Genomic DNA, 14,094 nt, shown 5'->3' with positions numbered 1-14,094 from the left:
CTCAGAGCGCTGCGCGCAATCCCTCGATGAGGGGTGTCGTGGGGCGCCCGAGCAGCCGCGAGAGGGTGCCATCAGTCTCGGCGAGAGCCCCATCGCGGATGTTCGCGTCAAGCGTGGTCACGAAGCCGATCGTGCCTGCGTCGAGTCCTGCTGCCTCGAGCGCGGTCGCATGCTCCTCGGTGGTGAGGGGCGTGTAGCGCACCTCACGGCCGGTGACCTCTGACGCCGCGGCGGCGAGATCGTCGAAGTTCCAGGCGACGTCTCCACCAAGCTCGTAGACCTGACCGATGTGACCGTCCTGAGTGAGCACGACAGCCGCCGCCTCGGCGAAGTCGCCACGGCTTGCCGATGCAACGCGGCCGTCCCCGGCGCTCGCAGCGATGACGCCCGTCTCCTTCGCGCGTGCGACGTCGGCGGCGTAGTTCTCGGTGTACCAGTTGTTGCGGAGGATTACGGCAGGGATACCCGCGGCCGCGATGGCCTCCTCGGTCGCCTTGTGCTCGGGGGCGAGCACCAGGTCGCTCGTCGTCGCCTTCGTGGCGCTCGTGTAGACGAGCTTCGGGACGCCGACGGCGCGGGCAGCATCGACGACGACCTGGTGCTGCGCGATGCGCTTGCCGACCTCGCTGCTCGAGATGAGCAGGACGGCATCGGCACCGTCGACCGCTGCGGCGACCGTCTCAGGGTTGTTGTAGTCGACGCGCACGACCTGTACGCCGCGCGCCTCGAGATCGGATGCCTTCGCGGCGTCGCGCGCGCCCGCGCGGATGGTCGAGGGGTCGACGCCGCGGGCGATGAGGCTGTCGATGACGAGTCGGCCGAGGTGGCCCGTGGCACCGGTGACGAGGATAGTCATAAGGGTTCCTTTCCTAGAGGGGATCGCCCACCAGAACCCACCTCTCGTCGGGAACCTTCCCGCCGAAGCGTACGCACTTTCGAGTAAGGTACCTACATGGCAGTAAGTTTCGCGCAAATCCGAGCCTCGCAAGACCGCCTCTTCGATGAGGGCTGCGGCACACGCGTCGTCCTCGACCACATCATGAGCAAGTGGGGCGTCCTGGTACTCTCGGCACTGTCCGACGGCACCCTGCGCTGGGGCGAGCTGCGACGCCAGGTCGATGGCATCAGCGAGAAGATGCTCGCGTCGACGCTGCGCACCCTCGCCGCCGACGGACTGGTGTACCGGGAGTCGTTCCCGAGCGTCCCGCCGCACGTCGAGTACAGCCTCACGCCGCTCGGGCACGACCTCATGGAGCGCCTGCTCCCACTCGTCGCTTGGGTCGCCGACCACGCCGAGGGGTTCCTCGCGCGGCGATGATGTGCGGTGCAGCGCCCCGGCTTGGGTCCCGGACGGCGGCGGCGCCCGGCGAACTCACCCTCGGCGGACACGACGCCCTCGCGCTCGAGCCCGACGAGTACCGCATGCGTCCGCTGGCCCCGCGCCCCGACGCGTTCGTCTTCGCCAGCACGCTCCGACTCAACGTGCGCCGAAATGCCGCGGACACTGCCTCTCCGGATGCTCCTCTCGACGAGGTGGTGTGCGGGGGACCGCCCTCGACGATGTGATCGGACACACCGGGTCACCCGACGAGCTCGTCGAGGTGGGCACTTCTACCTGGCCACCCAGCGGGGACCTCACCTGGCCACCCAGCGGGGACCTCACCTGGCCACCAGCGAGGACCTTGCCATGGCCATGGACACGCGACGACGTCTGTCACTCGGCGAGCATGCCGTGTGCCTCCCCACCAATATGGAGGGCACGTCCCGGAGCCTCGCCGGGAGTCGTCCGGCAGGTGCCGAGACGCTGCGCGGTGCCGTCCGGCAGGCGTCGAGACGCCGCGCGGCGTCTGCGGTAGGCGTCGAGATGCTGTGAGCAGAGTCGGGAGGTCCGCCCAGCGCGGCCGCCGGCCGGGCTACGCCGCCCTACGGTCGCGGGATGGAGACAGACGTGCTGGTCGTCGGGGCCGGCCTGGCCGGGCTGCGCACCGCCACCGAGCTCGCCCAGCGCGGCCACGACGTCCTGGTCATCGACCGCCGAACGACGCTGGCCGACACGATCCGCACCACCGGGATCTTCGTGCGCCGCACCCTCGAGGACTTCGCCCTCCCGGCCGGGTGCCTCGGGCCGCCGATCCGACGGGTCGTGCTCTACCCCCCGGGGCTGCGCCGCCCGGTGACCCTGGACAGCGCCCGCGACGAGTTCCGGGTGGGCGACATGCCGGCGCTGTACGCGGCCGCGGCAGGCGCCGCCGTCGACGCCGGCGCCCGCCTCTCGCTGGGCACCCGCTACCTCGGCCGCGGGGCCACCGGCTTCCGCCTGGACGGCCCGGGCGGGCCGACCGAGGTGCGCGCGCGGTACGTCGTCGGCGCGGACGGAGCCCGCTCGCGCGTCGCCCGCGACCTGGGCCTGGACCGCAACCGCCACCTGCTGGTCGGGGCCGAGGACGTTTTCCCGGTCCCGCCCGGCGGGGCGGAGCCCCCGGCGTTCCACTGCGTCATCGACCCGTCGCTCGCCCCGGGCTACCTGGCCTGGGTGGTGAACGACGGGGAGCACGCCCACGTCGGCGTGGCCGGCTACGCCAACCGCTTCCCGGGCGGCCTGCACCGCACCCTGGTCCGGTTCGGCGCCTCGGCGCCCGGGCTGCCCGATACCGGCCGCCCCGCATGGGTCGAGCGGCGGGCCGGCCCGATCCCCGTCGGTGGCCTGCTCCGGCGGATCAGCTGCCCGGACGGGCTGCTCGTCGGCGACGCGGCGGGCGCGGTCTCCCCGCTCACCGCCGGCGGGCTCGATCCCTGCCTGCGGCAGGCTGCGCTGGCCGCCGCCGTCCTCGACGACGCCCTGCGCAGCGGGCAGCCGGCCGCGCTGGCCGGGTACGACGGAGCCGCGCTGCGGGCCCACTTCCGTGGCCGGCTGCTGCTCCGCCGGGCGTTCGCGCAGGTGCGCACGCCCGGCGTCGCCTCGACGGCGTTCGCGCTCCTGCGCACGCCCGCCGGCCAGGCCGCGGCGCGCCGCATCCTCTTCGGGGACGGGTCCTTCCCCACCGTCGAGCACAGCCGACGCACGGCCGCCGACCAGGCGCAGGTTCGCTAGCCGGACTCCATCGGTTCGCCGCGGTTCAGGCCCATCGGTCCGCCGCGGTTCAGCTCCAGGCGGTGGGGTCGCCCAGGTAGAGGCCGGCGGCCGTGTCCAGGGCGGCGTCCTCGGCGGTGCCGGCGCTCTCGCCGGTGCCTCTCATCCTTGTGCCCGGGGCACCCGCGGAGGGGTGAGCCTCGACGGCGCGGCGCGCACCGGAGAGCGGTCCGGCGGCGGACACGGACATCCCGAAGGCCCTTCCGCCTCCGGGGCCCGTCTCCGCCACGCCCGCCGGCCCGGGGCCGCCGCCCTCCGCGCGGCCGAGGGCACGTCGTCGTCCTCCTCCCAGCCCTGGGAGACGCCGGTGGTCTCCGCCCAGGACGTCGCCGCTCTCCTCGATGCCCAGAGACGACCGATGGCCGCCCACCCCGCGGGGTGGGCGGCCATCAGTGCTTGCCGCTGCGCTCGGCGGCGCTGGCGACGCCGACCGTGGCGGGCGGCGGGTCAGGCGTTGTCGTCGGCCAGGAGCCGGTCGGTCTCGTCGTGGACGTGCTTGGCGATCCCCTGCAGGGCGCCGGCGTGCTGCCGGGCGTGGTGGGCGCAGAAGAGCAGCTCGCCGGTCTCCAGCTCTACGCGCACGTAGGCCTGGGCGCCGCACGCGTCGCAACGGTCTTGGGCGGTCAGGGTCGGGTTCGTCGTCGTCGTTGTGCTCACGTCGGCATGTAACCACCCGGCACCCACAGATGATGCCCGGGCCCACGCCGGTTCGCTGCCGGCGTAGGACGACCGTCCAGGCCCGGTCGCCGAGGACCACCCATCCCCAGGCCGCGCCAGGACCAAGACCACCGTCCCCAGGGCGGGTCGGTCCACGGCCGAAGGCCGTCCGTTCCATAGACTCCACTGGTGTCGACCGCCACGATGACCGCCGCAACCAGCTACACCGCCCGCCACCTCTCCGTCCTCGAGGGGCTGGACGCGGTCCGCAAGCGCCCGGGCATGTACATCGGCTCCACCGACTCCCGCGGCCTCATGCACTGCCTCTGGGAGATCATCGACAACGCCGTCGACGAGGCCCTCGAGGGGCACGCCACCAGCATCGAGATCCTCCTGCACGCGGATAGCTCGGTGGAGGTCCGCGACGACGGCCGCGGCATCCCGGTGGACACCGTGCCCTCCGTGGGGCTCTCCGGGGTCGAGGTGGTCTACACCAAGCTGCACGCCGGCGGGAAGTTCGGCGGCGGCTCCTACGCGGCCAGCGGCGGCCTGCACGGGGTGGGCGCCTCGGTGGTCAACGCCCTGTCCGCGCGGCTCGACGTCGAGGTCGACCGCGACGGCAAGACGCACCGGATGACCTTCCACCGCGGCGAGCCGGGGACGTTCGACGACAGCGCCGGCGCCGGTCCGGACGCCCCGTTCCAGCCCTTCACCGAGGCCTCCGAGCTCGCCGTCGTCGGCAAGGTGCCCCGGACCCGGACCGGCACCCGGGTGCGGTACTGGGCCGACCGGCAGATCTTCCCCGCCTCCGCCACGTTCTCCTACGAGGACCTGGTCGACCGCGCCCGGCAGACCTCCTTCCTCGTCCCCGGCCTGACCCTGACGGTGCGGGACGAGCGCCGCCTGCCCGGCACGGCGGGCGCGGACGGGCCGGTGGAGGAGGTGTTCCGGCACGACGGCGGGGTGGTGGACTTCACCGACTTCCTCGCCCCCGACGCCGCCGTCACCGACACCTGGCGCCTGGCCGGGACCGAGACCTTCACCGAGACCGTCCAGCAGCTCGACGGGCACGGGCACCTGCGCCCGGTGGCGGTGGAGCGGACCTGCGCCGTCGAGATCGGGCTGCGGTGGGGGATCGGCTACGACACCACCGTGCGGTCCTTCGTCAACATCATCGCCACCCCCAAGGGCGGCACCCACCTCGCCGGCTTCGAGCAGGGGCTGCTCAAGACCCTGCGCAAGCAGGTCGACGCCAACGCCCGCCGGCTGAAGGTGACCGCCAAGGAGGGCAAGATCGAGAAGGACGACGTGCTGGCCGGCCTGACCGCCGTCGTCACCGTCCGGGTCGCCGAGCCGCAGTTCGAGGGCCAGACCAAGGAGGTGCTCGGCACGGCCCCGGTCCGCGGCATCGTGGCCCGGGTCCTCGAGCGCGAGCTCACCGCGCTGCTCACCTCCTCCCGGCGGGCCGAGAAGACCCAGGCCGCGGCGCTGCTGGAGAAGGTCGTCGGCGAGATGCGGGCCCGGGTCTCGGCCCGGATGCACAAGGAGATCTCCCGGCGCAAGAACGCCCTGGAGACCTCCGCGCTGCCGGCCAAGCTGGTCGACTGCCGCAGCGAGGACATCGACCGCACCGAGCTGTTCATCGTCGAGGGGGACAGCGCGCTGGGCACCGCCCGGATGGCCCGGTCCAGCGAGTTCCAGGCGCTGCTGCCCATCCGCGGGAAGATCCTCAACGTCCAGAAGGCCTCGCCCGGGGACATCCTGAAGAACGCGGAGGTCGCCTCGATCATCCAGGTGGTCGGCGCGGGCTCGGGCCGCACCTTCGACCTGTCGCAGGCCCGGTACGGCAAGGTCGTGCTGATGACCGACGCCGACGTCGACGGCGCCCACATCCGCACCCTGCTGCTCACCCTGTTCTTCCGGTACATGCGCCCGCTGGTGGAGGCCGGCCGGGTCTACGCGGCGGTGCCGCCGCTGCACCGGGTGGAGATCGCCGGGTCCGGCGGGCGCAAGGGCGAGGTGATCTACACCTACGCCGAGGCCGAGCTCAGCAACCTGCTCGCCAAGCTCCAGCGCACCGGGAAGCGGTACAAGGAGCCGATCCAGCGGTACAAGGGCCTGGGAGAGATGGACGCCCACCAGCTCGCCGAGACCACCATGGACCCGACTCGGCGCACGCTGCGCCGGATCTCCATGGCGGACGAGGCGGCGCTGCTGGAGGCCGAGCGGGTCTTCGAGCTCCTCATGGGCAACGAGGTCGCGCCCCGCAAGGACTTCATCGTCACCGGAGCCCAGCAGGTGGACCCGACCCGGATCGACGCCTGAGCCGACGGCGGCCGGTGCCGTTGCCGTCGCCGTCGGACGGCCGGCCGCCCCGGGAGCGGCTGCCAGCCGTTCGCCGTCCGCCTCGCGCTGCGGGCCGCCGTCGGCCGCCGGCCGGGTCCCGCCAGCCGTTCGCCGCCCGCCTCGCGCTGTGCGCCGCCGTCGGCCGCCCGCCGGGTGCCCGCCGGTAGCATCGGCGCCATGCCCGAGCAGTCCCCGTTAGCCGTCCGCCTGCGCGCGCCGGAGGTGGCCGAGCCGCCCGCCGCGCACCTCGGGCTGCGCTGGCGGGCGCTGACCCCGGCCGACGCCCCGGCCGTGCTCGAGCTGGAGGCGCGCTGCGCGGCGGTGGACCACCCGGTCACCCAGCTCAACCCCGCCAAGGTCTCCGCGGTGCTGCGCCCCGGTGCCGCGCTCGTCACCGACTCCCTCGGCGGCTTCTCCAGCGCGGGGACCCTCGAGGCCGTCGCCGTGGTCTACCTGCCGCCGGGGGACACCGAGGTGCTGCGGGCCTTCCTCGTGGCCACCATCGCCCCGGAGTGGCGGGGCCGGGGGATCGGCCGGGCGCTGCTCGACTGGCAGGACGCCCGCGCCCGCCAGCTGCTCGCCGCCGACGGGCGCGACCTGCCCGCCCGGCTCGCGGCCTACGTCGACGAGCACCTGGTCGACCGACGCCGGCTGTACGTGGCCGCGGGCTTCAGCCCCAAGCGGGCCTTCCAGGAGATGCGCCGCCCGGTGGACGCCCCGCTGCCGGCGGCGCCGCCGCCGCCCGGGGTGCAGGTGGTGGACTGGTCGCCCGACCTGGACGAGCAGGTCCGCCGCGTCCACAACGAGGCGTTCGCCGACCACTGGGGGTCCGAGCCGCTGACGGGGGACACCTGGCGGCTCGTCCGCGGCGACCTGGAGCCGCGCTGGTCCAAGGTCGCCGTCCTGCTCGACGCCCCGGCCGACCGGCGCGTGGCCGGCTACGCCCTGACCTCCCGCCACGAGCACGCCTGGGCGGCCCTCGGCTTCTCCGAGGGGTACACCGAGCTGCTCGGGGTCCGGCGCGACCACCGCGGCCAGGGCATCGCCCGCGCCCTGCTCGTGGCGGTCGTCGCGGCCCTCGCGGCGGACGGGATCGACTCCGCCGGCCTGGACGTGGACACCGTCAACCCCTCCGGCGCGCACGGGTTCTACGAGCGGCTGGGGTACGAGCGCGTCGGCGCGCGGATCCTGTACACGGTGGAGATCTGACGGCGCCCGGCAGCGTTCCGACGACGGCGCCCGGCAGCGGCCTGACGACGGCGCCCGGCAGCGGCACGACGGCGGCACCCGGCAGCGGCACGGCGGCGGCGGCGGCGGCCGGCAGGCGGCAGTCGACCGCTCCGCTCGCGGTCCGACCTCCGCAGATGGCGTCCGGGCGCGGGCGCGCCGTAGGGTCACGCCGTGCCTAGCCCCGCCACCTTCCCCGACGACGCCGCTGGCCCGGCCGTCGCCCAGCCCCTCGCCGTGCGCGCGCAGGCCCCCGCCGCGCTGCCGCTGCCGGCGCCGGTCGGCGGGCTGACCTTCGCCACGCTCGACCCCGGCGACCTCACCGACCTGAGCGGGCTCGTCAGCCGCATCGAGGACGCCGACAACCCGCCCTACCGCACCTCCGACGAGGAGCTCGCCGAGTACTTCGGGGACACCCACCACTGGGCGGCTCTCGGCGCCCGGGACGTCGACGGCGTGCTCCGGGCCTTCGGGTTCGTCCGGGTCCGCACCGGGGACACCACCCTGCTGCGGGCGTTCTGCTCCGGCGGGGTGGACCCCGTGGCCCGGGGCCGCGGCGTGGGGTCGGCGCTCCTGGACTGGCAGGTGGCCCGCGGCCGCCAGCTGCTCGTCGCCACCGGCAAGGACGCGCCCGCCCGCGTCGTCGTCCACGTCGACGACGGGATGCCGACCCTGTCGGACCTGGTCACCTCCCGCGGTTTCACCCCCCGCCGCTGGTACACCGAGATGCGCCGAGACCTCTCCCTGCCGCTGCCCGAGGTCCAGCTCGACCGGTTGCTGACCGTCGAGCCGTGGAGCGCCGACCTCGACGACGCCGTGCGCCGCGCACACAACCGGGCCTTCGCCGACCACTGGGGCTCCCAGCCGCACACCCCGGAGAGCTGGCAGGAGAGCCGCACCCACTTCGCCCCGCAGTGGAGCTTCGTGGCGCTGGACCGCAGCTCGGACCGCACCCAGGTCGCCGGCTACCTGATGTCCGCCCGGTACGAGCAGGACTGGCCGGCCCTGGGCTGGACCGAGGGCTACACCGACCTCATCGGCGTCCTGCCGGAGTGGCGGGGCCGACGACTGGCCAGCGCGCTGCTCACGGCGGCCATGGCCGCCTACCGGGCCGACGGCATGGAGTACGCCGGCCTCGACGTGGACAGCGACAACCTCACCGGCGCCGTCGGCCTCTACGCCAAGCTCGGCTACGAGCCCACCCGCACCTCGGCGATGTACTCGATCGAGATCTGACCGGGGCGGCCAGCGGCGCTGGCCGGTCGGGCTCGGGCCGGCAGCCGCCGTCGTCCAGACCGACCCGCCTTAGCCGATCGCGGTGACCGGCGCCGGCAGCGGCTGGCCGGAGCCGTCGCGCCGCTCGTCCACCGCCGGCAGCGGCACCGCCTGCCCGCCCGAGCCCACCGCGCGCGCCGGCTCCGGGCCCACCCAGGCCAGCTGCAGGCAGTCCTCGCCGCGGAGGAACCGGTGCGCCCGCACCCCGCCGGTCGCCCGGCCCTTGGCCGGGTAGCGGTCCAGCGGGGTGACCTTGGCGCTGCCCGGCACGGTGCCGGGCAGGGCGCCGCTGGTCCCGGCGACGGTGATCACGACGCTGGCGGAGACGTGCTCGGCGCCGACGACGCCCAGGTGCACGACGGTGGCGCCGGGGGCGAGCCGCATCCCGGCCACGCCCTGCCCGGCGCGGCCCTGCGGGCGCACCGCGGCGGCGTCGAAGCGGAGCAGCTGGGCGTCGGAGGAGACCAGCACCAGCCGGTCGTCGTCGGCGGCGTGCCCGGCGCCGACGACCCGGTCCCCGGCCCGCAGCGCGATGACCTCCCAGGCGTCCCGGTTCCCGGGGCGGTCCCCGCCGACCCGCTTGACCACCCCCTGGGCGGTGGCCAGCGCCAGGGGAGCGGCGCCGTCGTCCAGCCGGGCCAGGCCGACGACCTCCTCGCCGGGCTCGAGGTCGATCAGCTCGCGCAGCGGGACCCCGCCGGACAGGCTCGGCGCCGCCCCGGTGGGCGGCAGGCCGGGGGCGTCCAGGACGTCCAGGCGGCGCAGCCGGCCGGCGGAGGTCACCACGGCCACCTGCCCGCGGGTGGTGGCCGGCACGACGTGGGTGACGGCGTCGTGCGCGGCCCGCGGGCCGGTGCGCACCGGCTCCTCAGCGGTCCGGGCCAGCAGCCCGGTGCCGGAGAGCAGCACCCAGCACGGCTCGTCGGGCACCTCCAGCGGCACCGCGGAGCGGCGGGCCGGGGCGCCCGCGGCGGCGGGGGCGGCCGGCCCGCCGGCGTGCTCGAGCAGGACGGTGCGCCGGGGCGTGCCGTACTGGGCGGCGACGTCGGCCAGCTCGCCGGAGACCACCTCCCGGAGCCGGTCCTCGGAGTCCAGGATGGCGCGCAGCTCCTCGATCCGGCGGGCCAGCTCGTCCCGCTCGGCCTCCAGCTCCAGCCGGGAGAACTTGGTCAGCCGCCGCAGCCGCAGCGCCAGGATGAAGTCGGCCTGCGGCTCGGACAGGTCGAACACGGCCATCAGCCGGGCCCGGGCGGCCTCGGCGTCGTCGGAGGACCGGATGACGGCGATGACCTCGTCGATGTCGGCGATCGCGACGAGCAGCCCGGCCACCAGGTGGGCCCGCTCGGTGGCCCGGTCCAGCCGGTGCGCGGTGCGCCGGCGGACGACGGCGAGGCGGTGGTCGACGTAGACCTGGAGGAGCTCGCGCAGCCCGAGGGTGCGCGGCTGGCCGTCGACGAGGGCGACGTTGTTGATCCCGAAGGACTCCTCCAGCGGGGTGTGCCGGTAGAGCTGCTCCAGCACCGCCTCGGGGTTGAAGGCGTTCTTGACCTCGATGACCAGGCGCAGCCCGTGGTGGCGGTCGGTGAGGTTCTGGACGTTGCTGATCCCCTGGAGCTTCTTGGCCTGGACCGCCTCGGTGATCTTCTCGATCACCCGCTCCGGGCCGACCATGTACGGCAGCTCGGTGACGACGATGCCCTTCTTGCGGGCGGTGATGCTCTCGATCCGGGCGGTGGCCCGGGTCCGGAAGCTCCCCCGGCCGGTGGCGTAGGCCTCCCGGACGCCGTCGAGCCCGATGATCTTGCCGCCCTCGGGCAGGTCGGGCCCGGGGACGAAGCGGACCAGGTCGGCCAGGGTCGCGTCCGGGTGGGCGATCAGGTGCCGGGCGGCGGCGACCACCTCCACCAGGTTGTGCGGGGGCATGTTCGTCGCCATCCCGACGGCGATGCCGGTGGCGCCGTTGACCAGCAGGTTGGGCAGCGCGGCGGGCAGGACGGCGGGCTGGGTGAGCTGGCTGTCGTAGTTGGGGACGAAGTCGACGACGTCCTCGCCGAGGTCCGCCGTCATCGCCAGCGCGGCGGCCGCCAGCCGTGCCTCGGTGTACCGGGAGGCGGCGGGGCCGTCGTCGAGAGAGCCGAAGTTGCCGTGCCCGTCCACCAGCGGCAGGCGCAGCGCGAAGGGCTGGGCCATGCGGACCATGGCGTCGTAGATCGGGGCGTCCCCGTGCGGGTGCAGCTTGCCCATGACCTCCCCGACGACGCGGGCGGACTTCACGTGCCCGCGGTCCGGGCGCAGGCCCATCGCGTCCATCTGGTAGAGGATCCGGCGCTGGACGGGCTTGAGGCCGTCCCGGGCGTCGGGCAGCGCGCGGGAGTAGATGACCGAGTAGGCGTACTCCAGGAAGGAGCCCTGCATCTCGGTGGAGACGTCGATGTCGACGATGTGCTCCGCGGCGGGCGGCGGCGGTGGGGTGGACGTGCGGGCCATGGTGTCGATTCTCCCCGACGGCGGCCGGAGACCGGTGCAGGGCTGTGGGTGTGGCTGCCGGGTGGCCACTGCTGTGTCCGGTTCTCTGTGTCCCGTCAGCGCCTGCTGGTCGCCTGTCCTCGGTGCGGGTGCCTCGCCGGGGGAGAGGGAGAAACCATGCGGCAGGTGTTGATTCGGCGGCGTGGTCCGGTCTTCACTGGCAGCGCTGGCCGCGCCGAAGGTGGCCGCTGGTGTCCGTGGTGGTCGGCGCGGAGGCCTGGTCAGAAGGGCGGGTCGCCGTACTCGTCGTCGCCGTTGGTGCCGGCGGTGCCGAAAGTGCCGACCGTGCCGGCGCGTGCTCGACCTCGCCAGGTGTTCAAGGGGGTGGTGGTGCCGTCGAGGTTGCGGCGGTAGGCGTGCCCGGTGGGGGTGAGCCACTCGAAGACCCCGGGGGTGGGCTGGGTGGTCTTGAACGTCCCGGCGGACTTCAGGGCGTGGTCGGTGGTGCACTGCGCGCCGAGGCTGGCGGCGGCGGTCTTCCCGCCCTGGGAGAAGGCGCGCGTGTGGTCGATCTGGCAGCGTTCGGCGGGGGTGGTGCAGCCGGGGCGGACGCAGGTGCGGACGCAGGTGCGGTCGCGGGTGCGGACGTGCTCGGCGAGGTCGGCGGGGGGCCGGTAGCGGGTGCGGCCGACGTCCAGGACGGTGCCGGAGAGGGGGTCGGTGATCAGGCGGCGCCAGGTCCCACCGGCGGCCAGCGCGCGGGCCACGTCCGGGCTGATGGGTCCGTACCCGGCGAGCTCGGCCACCTCCCCCGGCTCGGGATCCAGGACCAGATCCCGCCCAGCCGCGGCGGCGTCGGCGGGCACACCACTACCGGTGCCGGTGGTGGCGTCGATCTCGGTGCCGTCGTCGGCTGCCCGGTCGCCATCGTCACCGTCAAGGCCGGCGGTGCCAGCAGTGTCGGCAGCGCCGGTGCCGGCGCTGGTGCCGGTGTCGTCGTCCCCGCCGGCGGTGGTGCCGACGCTCCCGGCGGTGACGCTGGCGGGGTCGTCGCATCCGCCGTTCGTGCCGGTAGAGGTCTCGTCTTGCGGGGGGAGGGCGACGGACAGGGGGATGGTCACGCGGATCTGGGTGCGGTTGGTGCCGGGGTCGCCCAGCGGCATGCCGGAGCGCCAGGACAGCAGCAGGTGCAGGTCGGGGATCCCCCCGGTGCCGGGGCACTCCACCCAGTCACCCGTCCCGGGACGGAGTCTTCCCGGCGGTGCGCCCGGCGGCGGTGCCGGGTCCTCGACGTCGGGAGGCGCTTCGGGCGGCAGGGGGCCAGGGTCGGGAGCGGGCGGGCCGGTCGAGTCGTCTGTGGTGCTGGGCTGTTCAGGATCAGGCGGTTCGCCCGGGGGGCCAGGGTCGGGCGGTGCGCCCGTCGCGGGCGCTGCACGGTCCTCGACGCCGGGTTCGGCTCCCGGGCCGGGCGGGCCCGCGGCCGCACCGTCGTGTACAGCGTCGGTTGCATGCGTCTCGTCGGCCGCGCCCGCGCTGTCGTCGGCCGGGCCGGCGTCGTCACCGCGCATCTGGCTTGCGGAGTCGTCGTCGCTGTCGGGGTGGTTGAGGTTTGGGGGTTGGGTGCCGGGTGGGGGTCCGGCCCAGCCGGTGGTCAGGGCGCCGTGGGCGAGGACGGCGAGGGCGTCGGCGCGGAGCTGGTCGTGGGTGCGGTCGTCCCCGTGCGCGCGGGCGGTGGTGGTCATGGCCTCCAGGGCGAGGTCGACCCGGACGGCGTCCTCGGCGGGGAGCACCGCGTACAGCGAGGCCATCCCGTCCGGCAACGGCGACGGGTGGGTCACTTTCCGGCCGGCGCGGGCCCGGTGGTGGCGCTCGGTGGCCGCGGCGGGGTCGACCTTGACCAGGGCCGCGGCGAGGTCCTTGACGAGCTGGGCGTGGGTGCGGGTGGGGGCGGTGGGCAGCACCTCGGCCTCGGCCAGGACCGCGACCGGGAGGGCGTGCTCGGCCAGGGTGGTGATGATCGTGGCGGCCTTGCGGTAGTCGATCGCCCCGGACCTCAGCGCCTGGGCGGTGTCGGTGAACGCCCCCCGCATGCCCCGGCCGGTGCGGATCAGCCGGTTCGCCTCCGTCACCGAGATTCCCAGGCGCATGGCGACCTCCTGGGCGGAGCCGTCCAGCACCTTCCCGCCCGGACCCTTCACCACCCGGGCGTCGGCGATGTCCCGGCACCGGGTGGCCACCACGTCGGCGATCTCGGCGGACTTCGCGGCGGCCCAGGCCTCCACCCGGCGTATCGCGGCCAGGGCCTCCACCGCGGCGAACCCGTCCAGCTCGGCCAGGTTCACCCCGGACAGGAGGGCGGCGAGCTCGGGCCCGGCCGGGCACCTCGCCAGGGAGTCCGTGTCCACCCCGATGGTAGTGAGCAGGCAGCCGTCCCCGGCCGCCCCGGCCGCCTCCCACCGGGAGTACGGCAGCTCGGTCACCGGCGCCGGGCCGGGCTCGTCCGGGATGACCACGTCGGTCTCGCCGCGGGCCACCGCCAGGAACAGCTCGACCCCCGCCGCCACCTGCTCACCGGTGAGCGTGACGGTCCGGTCCTCCTCGGCCGGAGGCACGGTGCCGGCGGCCATGACTGCTGCGGCGGTGAAGAACTCCTGAACCTGCGCGGTGACCTCCTCCCCGCGGGCCAACATCGCCGCCTCCGCCGCCCGCGCCAGCCGGGCCGCGGTCTCCTCCACCTCACCCGGGCCCAGCGCGACGTCCCCGGTGATCTCCGAGATCCGAGCCACCCCCGCCGCCACCGCCGCCTCGGCGAGGACCTGGTAGGCCACCAGCCACACCCGCACCCGCACCCGGGCGTGAGCGTCGTCCACGGCCGGGCCGGCGCCGTCGTCCACGCCGTCGAGGGCGTCCTCGTCCCACAGCTCCCCCGCGGCCGCCGCCCGCACCGCCGCCACCCGGTCCCGGGCCGCCATCACCGCCGCGAAATGACGCAT

9 protein-coding genes are annotated in these 14,094 nt (G+C 74.9%); 5 read left to right on the top strand and 4 right to left on the bottom strand.

Annotation, left to right across the window (positions count from 1 at the left end):
- Window position 1: 1 nt before the first annotated feature.
- Window positions 2-856 (bottom strand): SDR family oxidoreductase, encoded by an 855-nt coding sequence (locus MF406_RS10290; protein ID WP_242892837.1) that lies wholly within the window; start codon window positions 854-856, stop codon window positions 2-4.
- Window positions 857-952: 96 nt separating this feature from the next.
- On the opposite strand from MF406_RS10290, the gene MF406_RS10285 reads away from it, so the two are divergent.
- Window positions 953-1,318 (top strand): helix-turn-helix domain-containing protein, encoded by a 366-nt coding sequence (locus tag MF406_RS10285; protein ID WP_242892834.1) that lies wholly within the window; start codon window positions 953-955, stop codon window positions 1,316-1,318.
- A 618-nt stretch (window positions 1,319-1,936) separates the two neighbouring features.
- A complete protein-coding gene (locus MF406_RS10280; protein WP_242892832.1) occupies window positions 1,937-3,091 on the top strand; it encodes an NAD(P)/FAD-dependent oxidoreductase in 1,155 nt (384 codons plus the stop codon).
- 486 nt (window positions 3,092-3,577) lie between these two features.
- Here MF406_RS10280 and MF406_RS10275 read toward each other — a convergent pair whose 3' ends face one another.
- Window positions 3,578-3,787 (bottom strand): hypothetical protein, encoded by a 210-nt coding sequence (locus MF406_RS10275; protein ID WP_242892829.1) that lies wholly within the window; start codon window positions 3,785-3,787, stop codon window positions 3,578-3,580.
- 204 nt (window positions 3,788-3,991) lie between these two features.
- On the opposite strand from MF406_RS10275, the gene MF406_RS10270 reads away from it, so the two are divergent.
- The 3 genes from MF406_RS10270 to MF406_RS10260 all read left to right on the top strand — a co-directional run bounded on the left by MF406_RS10270 (window position 3,992) and on the right by MF406_RS10260 (window position 8,596).
- Complete coding sequence (locus MF406_RS10270) at window positions 3,992-6,112, top strand: type IIA DNA topoisomerase subunit B (protein WP_242897763.1); 2,121 nt, start codon at window positions 3,992-3,994, stop codon at window positions 6,110-6,112.
- A 198-nt stretch (window positions 6,113-6,310) separates the two neighbouring features.
- Entirely contained in the window at window positions 6,311-7,342 is a 1,032-nt protein-coding gene (locus MF406_RS10265; RefSeq protein ID WP_242892826.1) for a GNAT family N-acetyltransferase, read from the top strand.
- Window positions 7,343-7,534: 192 nt separating this feature from the next.
- Window positions 7,535-8,596 (top strand): GNAT family N-acetyltransferase, encoded by a 1,062-nt coding sequence (locus MF406_RS10260; RefSeq protein ID WP_242892823.1) that lies wholly within the window; start codon window positions 7,535-7,537, stop codon window positions 8,594-8,596.
- Between the two features lie 69 nt (window positions 8,597-8,665).
- Here MF406_RS10260 and MF406_RS10255 read toward each other — a convergent pair whose 3' ends face one another.
- Window positions 8,666-11,122 (bottom strand): DNA topoisomerase (ATP-hydrolyzing) subunit A, encoded by a 2,457-nt coding sequence (locus tag MF406_RS10255; protein WP_242892820.1) that lies wholly within the window; start codon window positions 11,120-11,122, stop codon window positions 8,666-8,668.
- 260 nt (window positions 11,123-11,382) lie between these two features.
- Window positions 11,383-14,094 carry an HNH endonuclease signature motif containing protein gene (locus MF406_RS10250; protein ID WP_305852950.1) on the bottom strand — a complete coding sequence of 904 codons (2,712 nt, stop codon included), beginning with the start codon at window positions 14,092-14,094 and terminating at the stop codon, window positions 11,383-11,385.

The sequence above is a fragment of the Georgenia sp. TF02-10 genome (assembly GCF_022759505.1).
Taxonomy (GTDB): domain Bacteria; phylum Actinomycetota; class Actinomycetes; order Actinomycetales; family Actinomycetaceae; genus TF02-10.
The sequence above is the reverse complement of the archived record's forward strand: the minus strand, read 5'-3'. Positions and strand labels throughout refer to the sequence as shown.

Excerpts from the sequence above, each read along its gene's own strand:
- MF406_RS10270 (WP_242897763.1), top strand. The coding sequence starts at position 3,992 with ATGACCGCCGCAACCAGCTACACCGCCCGCCACCTCTCCGTCCTCGAG.
- MF406_RS10285 (WP_242892834.1), top strand. The coding sequence starts at position 953 with ATGGCAGTAAGTTTCGCGCAAATCCGAGCCTCGCAAGACCGCCTCTTC.
- MF406_RS10255 (WP_242892820.1), bottom strand. The coding sequence starts at position 11,122 with ATGGCCCGCACGTCCACCCCACCGCCGCCGCCCGCCGCGGAGCACATC.
- MF406_RS10280 (WP_242892832.1), top strand. The coding sequence starts at position 1,937 with ATGGAGACAGACGTGCTGGTCGTCGGGGCCGGCCTGGCCGGGCTGCGC.
- MF406_RS10290 (WP_242892837.1), bottom strand. The coding sequence starts at position 856 with ATGACTATCCTCGTCACCGGTGCCACGGGCCACCTCGGCCGACTCGTC.
- MF406_RS10250 (WP_305852950.1), bottom strand. The coding sequence starts at position 14,094 with ATGCGTCATTTCGCGGCGGTGATGGCGGCCCGGGACCGGGTGGCGGCG.
- MF406_RS10265 (WP_242892826.1), top strand. The coding sequence starts at position 6,311 with ATGCCCGAGCAGTCCCCGTTAGCCGTCCGCCTGCGCGCGCCGGAGGTG.